This is a genomic window from Virgibacillus sp. 6R, assembly GCF_001895305.1.
GTDB lineage: Bacteria > Bacillota > Bacilli > Bacillales > Amphibacillaceae > Virgibacillus > Virgibacillus pantothenticus.
This window is the reverse complement of sequence record NZ_CP017762.1, coordinates 522,840-535,710: the sequence shown is the minus strand read 5'-3', so window position 1 is coordinate 535,710 and position 12,871 is coordinate 522,840. Positions and strand designations below refer to the sequence as shown.

Here is a 12,871-nt window from a genome sequence, read left to right as displayed (position 1 = left end):
ATCACTTTACAGAAAACATGCATCTGTTATAATAAAATAGTTACTGGTGGTCTGACCACTGTTGGATGGAAGAAAATTATTTTTTCTACGAAAGGGAGCGAATATTAAAAATGGCAAGCTTACGAGATAAAGCGCTACATGTTCATAAAGTAAATAAAGGAAAACTAACCACGCATTCCAAAATACCTGTAACCAACGCTGAAGAATTAAGTTTAGCATACTCTCCGGGCGTTGCAGAGCCATGTAAAGAAATTCACGATCGTGTAGAGACGGTTTACGATTATACCATGAAGGGAAATATGGTTGCGGTTGTCAGTGATGGTTCAGCAGTATTAGGTCTTGGTAATATCGGGGCAGAGGCTGCGCTTCCAGTAATGGAAGGAAAGTCTGTTTTATTTAAAAGCTTTGCCGGAGTAGACTCGTTCCCTATTTGTTTAGGCACCCAAGAAGTAGAAGAAATTGTACAAACTGTTAAATTAATGGAACCTACATTTGGTGGAGTGAATTTAGAGGATATTGCAGCACCGAAGTGTTTTATCATTGAAGAACGGTTAAAAAAAGAAACTAATATCCCCATTTTTCATGATGATCAACACGGGACAGCTATTGTTACTGTGGCTGGATTGATTAACGCGTTAAAATTAGTTGGAAAATCATTTTCGGATATTAAAGTAGTTGCTAATGGAGCTGGAGCAGCTGGAATAGCAATTATTAAACTGCTCTATTTCTTCGGCGTTCGTGACATGATTATGTGTGACTCACGAGGAGCTATTTATGAAGGTCGTCCGGCAGGAATGAATGAAGTAAAGGAACGTGTGGCGACGTTTACGAATCAAGCTAAAAAATCAGGCAGTCTCGAAGAAATGCTTGAGGGTGCAGATGTCTTTATTGGGGTATCTGTTGGAGGAGCATTAACGAAGGAAATGGTTGAAAAAATGAATGATGATCCAATTATTTTTGCGATGGCTAATCCGGAACCGGAAATTATGCCTGAAGTTGCAAAAGCAGCTGGTGCGAAAGTAATAGGAACTGGAAGGTCAGATTTTCCAAACCAAGTGAACAATGTTCTTGCTTTCCCAGGGATCTTTCGTGGTGCACTGGATGTTCGAGCTACACGAATTAATGAAAAAATGAAAGTCGCAGCTGCAAATGCAATTGCCTCTCTTATTTCGGAAAGCGAATTACATGAAGATTATGTCATTCCTGCTCCATTTGATCCGAGAGTAGCACCAATTGTAGCAAAAAGTGTGGCTACAGCTGCAATGGAATCCGGAGTAGCGAGAATAGAAGTGGATCCAGAAGAAATCGCTGAAAAGACAAGAAAACTCACTCAAATTGATGATAATTAATCTGTTAAAAGGAGTGTATCATGGCAGTGTCCATGTCACATAAACAGAAAGTGTATCAAGGGATTTTACAAAAGATTCGTCACTATATGGATACGCAACACTTGCAGCCAGGCGATAAGCTCCCGTCAGAAAGGGAGCTTGCGCATACGCTTGGAGCTGGGCGATCTTCTATCCGAGAGGCATTACGTGCTATGGAGTTTTTAGGATTAATTGAAACGAGACGCGGCGAAGGGACGTTTTTAAGTACATATCAATCGTTCCAAACGGTCGAGCTACTTGCTTCCTTCATCTTGCAAGAGAGTAAAACAAGGATAGATTTAGCAGAAACCATAAGGATATTAGAAAAAGAAGCTACAAAATTAGTTTTTTCTAAGTTTACGGAACAAGATATAAATTACTTGCAAGCAATACTGCGTAAACAAGATCAAACATTAGAGGAAACGCATGCTGTTTTTTTTCGGTATATCTTTGAGAAGTCTAACAACCGGTTATTAGCAAAAGTGTGGCGCTTAATGTATGAATTTTTGGCGACTGCTGAAGGAATTAGCTATCAGAGAAATTTTTATGAAGAGCTAATCCAGCTATACGCAACAAAACATTATGATGGAATTGAACTGTTGTTTGTAGAATTAGCAAAGAAGTGACTTATAGTATTGACGTTTTTTGACAGTATTTTTTCTTTGATTTATGTATAATGGCTAAAAGAACTTTTTATTTTGTTGCACAGACAATAGACGACTTGCGCATATACGTAGGAAATGATTTGACGTTCCTTTCAATACCTTTTTAATTGGGAACGTATTTCATTTCTGACCCGTATAAAAGCTGATACGTATTTGGGGTTGTTTTGAAAAAAGGAGGAATTGTCTTGCTTAAAGATCTTTTTGGCAAGCGAAAGAGGTATGCATCCATCCCGAGTGAACAAGCAAAAGCGGATGTACCAGAAGGTTTGATGCAAAAGTGTAGCGGATGTCATAAAATTTATTATCGTAAAGAAATGAATAAAAACTTACAAGTTTGTCCAAATTGTGATTACCATCATCCATTACAGGCTTGGCATCGCATTGATACATTATTTGATGAGGCAAGTTTTCAAGAATGGGACGAGCAGTTAACGACTGGCAACCCTCTGAATTTTCCGGGGTATGAGGAAAAGCTTAAGAAAGATCAAGCCAAAACAGGGCTTCGTGAAGCTGTAGTTACTGGAAAAGGTACAATAGAAGGGAAGGAAACAGCTTTTGCTGTTATGGATTCTACATTTCGCATGGGAAGCATGGGGTCTGTAATCGGTGAAAAAATAGCTCGTGCCATTGAGCGAGCAAAAGAAGAAGGGATCCCATTTATTATTTTTACTGCTTCGGGTGGAGCAAGAATGCAAGAGGGATTACTTAGTTTAATGCAAATGGCAAAAACGTCAATAGCTGTGAAACGTTTTAGTGATGCGGGCGGATTAATGATATCTGTAATGACACACCCAACTACAGGTGGAGTTTCTGCAAGCTTTGCTTCTATTGGAGATTATAACCTCGCAGAACCTGGTGCTCTGATTGGGTTTGCCGGAAGACGAATAGTGGAACAAACCATCAGGGAAAAATTACCAGATGATTTCCAGACAGCTGAATTTCAACTAAAGCATGGTCAATTGGATAAAGTGGTGCATCGTTCTGACATGAAAAATACGTTAGCGCTATTGTTGTCGTTTCATCAAAAAGGTGGGAAAGAATCATGAAGCAAGTATTGGATTTTGAAAAGCCTATTGTGGACTTAAAAGATAAAATTGCAGAATTAAAACGCTTTACAGCCGATAGCGATATCAATTTAACTGAAGAAATTACGACATTGGAAAAACGCCTTGCTGTGCTGGAAGATGATATTTATAGTAATTTGCGACCATGGGATCGAGTCCAATTAGCAAGACATCCTGAACGACCAACAACTTTAGATTATATTGAGCAATTATTTACGGATTTTATCGAATTTCACGGAGACCGTTCATTTGGGGATGATGCTGCTATTGTTACAGGTATCGCTTTTTATAAAGGAAAGCCAGTAACTATAATTGGGCACCAGCGTGGAAAGGATACGAAAGAAAACATTCGACGTAATTTTGGAATGCCACACCCGGAAGGCTATCGAAAAGCATTGCGCCATATGAAACAAGCAGAAAAATTTTCTCGACCAATTATTTGCTTCATTGATACAAAAGGAGCTTATCCAGGAAAAGCCGCAGAAGAAAGAGGGCAAAGTGAAGCTATTGCGAGGAATTTGATGGAAATGGCTAGATTGACTGTCCCAATTATCTGCATTGTCATTGGGGAAGGTGGCAGCGGTGGCGCATTAGCATTGGGAGTTGGCGATGAAATCCATATGTTAGAAAATAGTACGTACTCGGTTATTTCTCCGGAAGGGGCAGCTTCAATATTGTGGAAAGATGCAAGCTATGCGCAACGCGCTGCAGAGTCGATGAAAATAACTGCTTACGACTTGAAGAAACTTGGGTTGATTGATCAAATAGTTCCTGAGCCAAAAGGTGGGGCGCATCGTGACTTACATCAGCAAGCAAGTTACTTGGATCAAGTGATAGACAATTCTTTACGGTTATTAGAGCCATATTCTGTTGAGGAATTACTTGAAAAAAGATGGGAAAAATATAAGCAAATGGGTTCCTATCAATCCTCCTAAAGATGTATAAGACAGCTAATACAAAGTTCGGTTTATTCCGTGTCATATAGCTGTTTAAAAATATGTTTCAAAAAAGTAATAGAGCTTGGGAGAAGTGCTATCTATATCATCACAGTGCTATGGAGTAAATCTTTTTATAGGGAGAAATGATTATCATGAATAAGGGGGGGCTGGCAAAAGTATGTCACCCTCTATTCTTATTGGTAAAATGTGTAACGTGAGTCGATTTTGTTAAAAATTCTTCATATAAAGGGTTTACATTTTAAAATGTGCATTATTTTACATGCTTTCGATTGCTATTTTGATCATTTCCCATTATCTTTTAAGAGAGGACCTTTTTTAATTAAACTGTAAGACCAGAGGTGGAATGTAACAATGAAAAAAATAGGTGTATTAACAAGTGGTGGCGACGCACCAGGAATGAATGCTGCTATCCGAGCGGTAGTAAGAAAAGCCATTTACCATAACGTTGAAGTATATGGAATCAAATACGGCTACCAAGGTTTAATGGAAGGTAATATTGAACGAATGGAAATAGGCTCTGTCGGTGATATCATTCATCGTGGCGGTACAATTCTTTACTCTGCTAGAAGTGAAGAATTTAAAACGGATGCCGGTCAGGAAAAAGCAATTGAACAGCTGAATAAATTTGGCATTGAAGGTTTGATTGTGATCGGCGGAGATGGTAGCTTCCGCGGCGCACAAAAGCTAACGGAAAAAGGCTATCCTTGTATCGGTGTACCAGGAACGATTGATAATGATATTGCGGGAACAGATTTTACAATTGGATTTGATACGGCTTTAAATACAGTAATTGAAGCGATCGATAAAGTTCGTGATACAGCAACTTCTCATGAAAGAACGTATATTATTGAAGTTATGGGGAGAAATGCAGGCGATTTAGCATTGTGGGCTGGTCTAGCTGATGGTGCTGAAAGTATTCTTATTCCTGAGAAGAAAGAAGACTTTTCAACGGTTGTCAATAAACTAAAACGAGGTCGTAAGCGCGGCAAAAAGCATAGTATCATTGTTTTAGCTGAAGGGGTCGGCAGCGGGTTCGATTATGGAAAGCGCATTGAAGAATCCACTGATTTAGAAACACGGGTCACTGTTTTAGGACATATTCAAAGAGGTGGCTCACCAAGTGCTGCTGACCGAGTTCTTGCGAGCAGACTTGGCGCACAGGCTGTTGATTTGTTATTAGAAGGTAAAGCAGGTAGAATGGTTGGAATTGAAAAGAATGTGTTAGTTGATCATGATATAGCTAAAGTGCTTCATGAAAAGCATACGATCAATGATGATATGTATAAGCTTTCACAAGAATTATCCATTTAATAAAATGCAGCTGTTGCGGAATACCTAAGGAGGAAATAAAATGAGAAATACCAAAATCGTATGTACCATTGGCCCTGCTTCAGAGTCAATTGAAAAATTGGAGAAATTAATCGAGAGCGGCATGAACGTTGCTCGCCTTAATTTTTCACACGGAAATTATGAAGAGCATGCACAACGTATTCAAAACATCCGTTCTGCAGCAGAGAAAACAGGTAAAACGGTAGCCATTCTTTTAGATACAAAAGGCCCTGAAATTAGAACGCATGATTTTGTGGATGGACAAGCTGAGCTCGTTCAAGGTGAGGTTGTCTACGTATCTATGAAGGAAGTAGAGGGTACGTCTGAACGATTTTCTGTGACCTATTCCGGTCTAATCGACGATGTTCACGAAGGCTCTAAAATTTTGTTAGATGATGGTTTAATCGAATTGGAAGTTGTAGAAGTAAACAAAGCGAATCAAGAATTAAAGACGGTTGCCCTTAATAGCGGACTGATCAAAAATAAAAAAGGTGTTAACGTACCTAATGTATCAGTTAACTTACCAGGAATTACGGAAAAAGATGCCAATGATATTATCTTCGGGATCGAACATGATATTGATTTTATTGCTGCTTCATTTGTTAGACGTGCATCAGATGTACTAGAAATCAAAGAGCTGCTTGAACAGCATAATGCGACACATATTCAAATTATCCCTAAAATTGAAAACCAAGAAGGTGTCGATAATATCGACAGTATATTAGAAGTAAGTGATGGTCTTATGGTTGCACGTGGTGATCTTGGAGTCGAGATCCCTGCTGAGGATGTACCATTAGTACAGAAAAAAATGATTAAGCAATGTAATACCGTAGGAAAACCGGTTATTACAGCTACACAAATGTTAGATTCGATGCAGCGTAATCCACGCCCAACAAGAGCGGAAGCGTCAGACGTTGCAAATGCCATCTTTGATGGTACGGATGCAATCATGTTGTCAGGAGAAACAGCTGCTGGAAATTATCCAGTGGAAGCTGTGCAAACGATGAGCAATATCGCACTTAAAGCAGAGACTGCACTTGATCATCAGTCTATTTTAAAAGACCGTTCAAGAAATGTCGATATGACGATAACAGATGCAATCAGTCAATCTGTTACACACACAGCTATGAATTTATCCGTTAGTGCCATCATTACACCGACAGAAAGCGGACATACGGCTCGGATGATTTCCAAATATCGTCCACATTCTCCAATTCTTGCGGTTACATTTTCTGAAAGAGTTAACAGACGACTTTCTTTAGTATGGGGCGTTCACGCTGTCATGTGTAAACGAGCTAATTCAACGGATGAAATGTTAGATATAGCAGTCGAACGCGGCTTACGCTCAGGTATGGTGGAGCATGGAAATCGCGTAATCATTACAGCTGGTGTACCAGTTGGTCAAAGTGGTACAACGAACCTGTTAAAAGTTCATGTGATTGGAAATGTTATTGCTAAAGGTCAAGGCATTGGTAGAAAAAGTGCCTTTGGTAAAGCAGTTGTTGTTAAATCAGCTGAAGAAGCAGTCAACAGAGTTAACGAAGGTGATATTGTAGTAACGTACGGCTCTGATCGGGAAATGATGCCAGCAATTGAAAAAGCGGCTGGTATTGTTACGGAAGAAGGCGGATTAACTTCTCATGCTGCGGTGGTAGGACTTAGCCTAGGGATACCTGTTATTGTAGGTGTCAAAGATGTGTTTGATGCTGTAACAGATGGGGAAGTAATTACAATTGATGGTGCAAATGGTGACATTTATCAAGGACATACAAGAGTGCTTTAATAATGAACAAAGGTTGCGGGGCGCCCGTTTAGCAACGTAGCGAATGGAATGAATCAACTAAAGATAAAGGAATCATGCCACTAAAAACAGGGGTATGCCGACGCTTGAGCGGCAAGCCCGTTCTTAGTCGGCCTTCCTCTTTGCGACGAACCGATGAGGACTTATCGTAGGGCGCATTTCTGAAGTCGCATCGTTGCTGGGCTCATGCGCCGGACGTTGCTATTCGGTTATTTCGTTATCCCCAAGCACCTCATTTTATACTTTTGTATGAAAAAACAACTCTATTTAACTTATCTAACTCATTTATTTTAGACAGTATTTTAAGAATCTAAACATTATAAAGCAAAAGTTTTTTCATGATAGATGGTGGCACGCGCTCTAGGCAAGCCATGCTGGTTTCTTATCTTATAAAAAAGGGGGGGAGTGATCCCTCCTTTCTTCTTTTCGCTTTTTTAAGTATCTTTGGTCCGATTACTGTGCCATAAGAGATCGGTATGCACAACGTATGTTATAGTAGTCGAAAGGGGTGAATAGAATGAAATGGTTTTTACTCATTGCGTTTGTTTTATCAGCGTTAGAAATAGGTGTTTTTGTTTGGGTAGGCGGCTGGATTGGCCCATGGTGGGTTGTAGGCCTTGTCCTCCTTACTGGAGCAGTTGGTTTTTATTTAGCAAAGCAACAAGGCATTGAAACTTGGAACCGAGCGCAGCTTTCGATGCAGCGTGGCGAAGTTCCAACAAGTTATATTATTGATGGAATTTGTATTTTAATTGGTGCTGTTTTATTAGTGACTCCAGGCTTTATTTCTGATGCAGTTGGCTTTTTATTAGTCATTCCGACAACAAGAATATTGTTCAAACAAAGAATAGAAAGCTTGATCAAACATCTAATAAAAAAACGAACCATTATTTATCGAAGGTGGTAGAATTAGCCTTTAATAAATTTCCATATATCGTGAAACGTACCTGCTTGATAAAAAGCGTTAATTGAAATAAGTATAACAGGTGCAATGATGAATCCAATAATTCCCCAAAGCTGTAAGCCAATAAATAGTGTGATAAGTGCTATAAGTGGATGAATTCCCATGCTAGAAGACAATATTTTAGGCTCGATCAGTTGTCTGATGATGATAATGAGACCATATAGGATCGCTAATTGAATCGTTAAAGAATAATCACCTACAATAAATAAATAGATCATCCATGGGAAAAAGATAACACCTGACCCAATATATGGGATCAAATCAATAAGTGCAACGTATAGCGAGATGGTAAACGCATGATTAATTTGCAAGATTTTCAATCCAATATAGACTAAAAAAGCAGAAATAAGTACTAAAATAAACTGTGCCTTTATATAAGCAGCGATGGTTTTTTTAAACTGTTTCTGTATATTTTTTATTTTCGTTTGAAAAGACTGCGGAATCAATTCTTTTCCAAAAGCAGTAAGCTTTTTATAATCGATGGCTATTAAAAAAGTTGCCAATAGAATAAAAATCATGACTGTAAATGAGTTTGGTAGCGTTGTAAACACAGCAGGTATCCTTAATAAAAAGGTTTGCAATGATTCTGAAAGAGTAGTGCTAATTTTGAGTGTAAATTGTTGGATAGACTTACTTACGGCTTCTTGTTGGGAGGGGTTCAACGCTTGTAAGTAAGAAGTTATTTTCTCATACATTGGAATGATTTTCTGTTCCATGATATTTGTTACATAGTGGCTAAACGTTTGAATATAGTCTGGTAATTGTGCAGCCAAAAATAAGGTTCCTTGCATAAATTCAGAAAAGAGAATAAACAATATACTACTGATTGTTGCAAATAGAAATAGCATCGTGCCAATTACCGCCATCATCCTTGGGAATTTTAATTTTTCTTCCATAAAGCTGGCTATCGGATGGATCCCTGCTGCTAAGATACTAGCGATAACTAATGGATATAAATAAGCAAAGCTTGCTGTCAACAAAACATAACTTAAAATTATACATGCTACTATACTTGCAAAACGAAGAACTATAGATAAAATAGGCTTGTACATCTTTTAAAACCCCATTTTCATTTTCCTAATTACTTTATAAATATCCGTCCAGTTGTAAAGAAGACTTACAACCAACTTTTTCAATTGAACTATCAAACCATTTTACATAACATTTGCTTTCTAATTTTTAATTATCTGTAATTCTTGCTTCTTGTTTATCCCATATATAAGGTGCTGCTTCAGGAGTTGGAGAATCATGCTGCAATAAGTCTAAGTGGGAGATAACAGCACTAAATGCCCTGTTTCGTAAGAGGCCTTTAGACCATACCCTTGGGCTGCTAACAATCAGTGGGGGAATGAGAACCCCAGATGATTGAAAATTGGTTTTATTTAGTCTGTAAGGTGTTGTAAAACTACGAATTAAAGAGTCATCGCCAATACAGCCGAAATGAGAGACAACGGTTCCTGCCTTTCCGATTTCGTTGAGCCTGTTGGATGTTAATCGTTGGAGGTGTGATACGTAAAAAGCGTGTTCTTTTTTCAAAGCTGTGGAAATAGCGCCTTATATGCAAAAATATAAATCTCTCCTTTTTCAGCAGAACTTAAGATTCTATCAGTAGAGAATAGAAAAAATCCTATGGAAGAATAGCTTAAAATAGGAGTTTTACTTTAACCAAAAAGGTTAGCCAAAAATGCGCTCAAGTTTGCAGCTCCTCTATAAAATGATGATGACCTGTTTACGTGCCTCATATATTCCTATATTTATGCAAGTTACCAAAAAAATAGTATTAATTTAACATCAGTATGAAATTGACTCATAAATGATTTTTTGATAAAGGAAGTCCTTACGCAGTTTACAGCCTTATTTTAATAGGTAAATAATCCCGAGCTTGGATGTATAATGAAGCTGCTTTCTTCACCAAAGTTGAAGCAAAAGAAACTCTTTTTTGCAAAAACGCAGGTCTTCTAGTAAAATTTAATAGTAAAGTGAATCGGTTTCAATTCACTTTAGATTCATAATACTTTATAATTATCATTGGGGGATATTATTTAGTTGTTTGGGGTGTTGTCGAAAGATAGTATACTAAATAATTTAACAAAGGAGAGGGTTTGTTATGACAGCAACAACGAAAGGGCTTGAAGGAGTTGTAGCAACTCAATCGTCAATTAGCTCGATAATAGATGACCAGCTTACGTATGTAGGTTACAAGATTGATGATTTGGCTAGATATTCCAGTTTTGAAGAAGTGATTTTTTTACTATGGAACCAACGTCTTCCAAAGCAAGAGGAACTAGATACGCTTAAAGCAAAGCTTGCTACGAATATGGAAGTTCCTGAAGCAATTATTGAACATTTACGCTCTTATGATCTATCAACCGTCCATCCAATGGCAGCGCTACGCACAGCTATTTCTTTGTTAGGATTATATGATGAAGAAGCTGAAGTTATGGATGCAGAAGCAAACAAACGGAAAGCAATTCGTATACAGGCAAAAATAGCTTCTGTTGTAACGGCTTTCGCGAGAATTAGGAAAGGAAAAGACCCCATTCAGCCGAAGTCTAATTACAATTACGCTGAAAATTTGTTATTTATGCTTAATGGTAAAGAACCGAAAGACATTGAAGTTGAGGCTATGAATAAAGCACTTGTGCTTCATGCTGATCATGAGCTAAACGCGTCTACATTTACAGCCAGAGTTTGCGTAGCGACGTTATCGGATGTGTATTCCGGCATTACAGCTGCAATCGGAGCTTTAAAGGGTCCACTTCATGGTGGAGCGAACGAGGGCGTTATGAAAATGCTCACTGAAATTGGTGAAGAAGAAAATGCGATCCCTTACATTCAAGAAAAGTTAGATAATAAGGAAAAAATTATGGGAATGGGTCACCGTGTTTATCGAAACGGAGATCCGCGAGCGAAATTTTTAAAAGATATGTCGAAGCAATTAACAGAATTAATTGGCGAACCAAAATGGTATCAAATGTCAGTAAAAATTGAAGATTACATTAAAAAGCATAAGGGTCTACCAGCAAATGTTGATTTTTATTCTGCATCTGTCTATCATAGTCTTGGTATTGATCATGATTTGTTTACGCCAATTTTTGCAGTTAGCAGAACATCCGGATGGCTTGCTCATATTTTGGAACAATATGCGAATAATCGTTTAATCCGTCCACGTGCTGAATACAATGGACCTACATCACCTGAATATATTACGATTGATAAACGATAGATTTGTAAATGGCAACCATACACGATTATTATCCGTATTATCATCAAGAAGGAATATTTCCTGTGAAATGTCTGTATGCAAAAGATGTTCACAGGGACTTATTTTTGCTAAACTATATACAGAATGAATTTAGGAGGTAATCATTGTTATGACAAAGGGAGAAAAAATTGTTGTAGAAAATGGAAAAATGGATGTGCCAAATCGCCCAATTATACCGTTCATTGAAGGCGATGGAACAGGACCGGATATTTGGGCTGCTGCTCGAGAAGTAATCGAAGCTGCTGTAGAAAAAGCATACAATGGGGAGAAAGCAATTGATTGGCTAGAAGTATATGCTGGTCAAAAAGCTTACGACAAAACAGGAGAATGGCTGCCTCAAGATACATTAGATAAGATTAATGAATATAAAATTGCTATTAAAGGACCTTTAACGACGCCAATTGGCGGTGGTATTCGCTCATTAAACGTAGCTCTCCGCCAAGAATTGGATTTATTCACATGCTTGCGCCCAGTTCGCTATTTTGACGGTGTACCATCACCGGTTAAACGTCCTGAAGATGTTGATATGGTCATTTTCCGTGAAAATACAGAAGATATATATGCTGGAATTGAGTGGCAAAAGGGCTCTGACGAAGTGAAGAAAGTAATTAATTTCTTAAAAGAAGAGATGAATGTAACGAATATTCGTTTTCCAGAGACTTCTGGAATCGGTGTAAAGCCAGTTTCTGAAGAAGGTACCAAGCGCTTAGTGCGCGCAAGTATTCAATACGCGCTTAATGAAGGACGTAAAAGTGTTACTTTAGTACATAAAGGTAACATCATGAAATTTACAGAAGGTGCATTTAAAAATTGGGGTTACGAATTAGCAGAGCAGGAATTTGCAGATCAAGTATTTACTTGGGCAGAATACGACCGTATTGTTGAAAAAGAAGGTAAAGATGCTGCGAATAAAGCACAAGATAAAGCAGTTGCAGCTGGGAAAATTATTATTAAAGATGCCATTGCTGATATTTTCTTGCAGCAAATATTAACCCGACCAAATGAATTTGATGTGGTAGCAACGATGAACCTGAATGGAGACTATATTTCTGATGCTCTTGCTGCTCAAGTAGGCGGTATTGGAATAGCTCCTGGTGCAAACATTAACTATGATACGGGGCATGCTATTTTTGAAGCTACACATGGGACAGCACCTAAGTATGCAGGGATGGATAAAGTGAACCCTTCATCTGTTATTTTATCTGCTGTCTTAATGCTTGAGCACTTAGAGTGGAGAGAGGCTGCTGATTTAATTACCAAGGCAATGGATAAAACAATTGCTTCAAAAGTAGTAACTTACGACTTCGCTCGCTTAATGGATGGCGCTTCGGAAGTGAAATGTTCAGAGTTCGGAAAAGAATTAATTAAAAATATGGGCTAATTTTTTTGAACTAGTAGGTGCGGTTACCCCCGTACCTATTGCGTGAAATTTTCACAACATAGACATTGTTACAATC

General features: G+C 38.2%; 11 protein-coding genes. 9 read left to right on the top strand and 2 right to left on the bottom strand.

The features are described 5' to 3' along the window. Nucleotides 1–110 precede the first annotated feature (110 nt). From BKP57_RS02600 to BKP57_RS02570, 7 genes are all read left to right on the top strand, one after another. Complete coding sequence (locus BKP57_RS02600; RefSeq protein WP_050353570.1) at nucleotides 111–1,349, top strand: NADP-dependent malic enzyme; 1,239 nt, start codon at nucleotides 111–113, stop codon at nucleotides 1,347–1,349. Nucleotides 1,350–1,369: 20 nt separating this feature from the next. Further along, complete coding sequence (locus BKP57_RS02595) at nucleotides 1,370–1,993, top strand: FadR/GntR family transcriptional regulator (protein ID WP_232231310.1); 624 nt, start codon at nucleotides 1,370–1,372, stop codon at nucleotides 1,991–1,993. Nucleotides 1,994–2,217: 224 nt separating this feature from the next. Further along, nucleotides 2,218–3,078: an acetyl-CoA carboxylase, carboxyltransferase subunit beta gene (gene accD / locus BKP57_RS02590; RefSeq protein ID WP_050353360.1), complete on the top strand. Its 861-nt coding sequence runs from the start codon at nucleotides 2,218–2,220 to the stop codon at nucleotides 3,076–3,078. Then, nucleotides 3,075–4,031, top strand: a complete 957-nt coding sequence (gene accA / locus BKP57_RS02585; RefSeq protein ID WP_072740945.1) for an acetyl-CoA carboxylase carboxyl transferase subunit alpha — start codon at nucleotides 3,075–3,077, stop codon at nucleotides 4,029–4,031. The genes accD and accA overlap by 4 nt, the downstream gene beginning before the upstream one ends. 375 nt (nucleotides 4,032–4,406) lie before the next feature. Further along, nucleotides 4,407–5,366 (top strand): 6-phosphofructokinase, encoded by a 960-nt coding sequence (gene pfkA, locus BKP57_RS02580; protein WP_050353358.1) that lies wholly within the window; start codon nucleotides 4,407–4,409, stop codon nucleotides 5,364–5,366. Between the two features lie 40 nt (nucleotides 5,367–5,406). Next, nucleotides 5,407–7,167: a pyruvate kinase gene (gene pyk, locus BKP57_RS02575; RefSeq protein WP_050353357.1), complete on the top strand. Its 1,761-nt coding sequence runs from the start codon at nucleotides 5,407–5,409 to the stop codon at nucleotides 7,165–7,167. A gap of 535 nt (nucleotides 7,168–7,702) precedes the next feature. Next, a complete protein-coding gene (locus BKP57_RS02570) occupies nucleotides 7,703–8,092 on the top strand; it encodes an FxsA family protein (protein WP_050353356.1) in 390 nt (129 codons plus the stop codon). A 2-nt stretch (nucleotides 8,093–8,094) separates the two neighbouring features. Here the strand turns inward: BKP57_RS02570 and ytvI are convergent, their stop codons facing one another. Further along, nucleotides 8,095–9,201 (bottom strand): sporulation integral membrane protein YtvI, encoded by a 1,107-nt coding sequence (ytvI, locus tag BKP57_RS02565; RefSeq protein WP_050353355.1) that lies wholly within the window; start codon nucleotides 9,199–9,201, stop codon nucleotides 8,095–8,097. 127 nt (nucleotides 9,202–9,328) lie between these two features. Beyond that, on the bottom strand, nucleotides 9,329–9,685 hold the full coding sequence (locus BKP57_RS21865; RefSeq protein WP_128743520.1) for a hypothetical protein: 357 nt from the start codon (nucleotides 9,683–9,685) through the stop codon (nucleotides 9,329–9,331). Between the two features lie 571 nt (nucleotides 9,686–10,256). Here BKP57_RS21865 and citZ point away from each other — a divergent pair. Both citZ and icd read left to right on the top strand, forming a co-directional pair. Next, nucleotides 10,257–11,375 (top strand): citrate synthase, encoded by a 1,119-nt coding sequence (gene citZ / locus BKP57_RS02560; protein ID WP_050353354.1) that lies wholly within the window; start codon nucleotides 10,257–10,259, stop codon nucleotides 11,373–11,375. Nucleotides 11,376–11,523: 148 nt separating this feature from the next. Then, a complete protein-coding gene (gene icd / locus BKP57_RS02555) occupies nucleotides 11,524–12,795 on the top strand; it encodes an NADP-dependent isocitrate dehydrogenase (RefSeq protein WP_050353353.1) in 1,272 nt (423 codons plus the stop codon). Nucleotides 12,796–12,871: the final 76 nt, after the last annotated feature.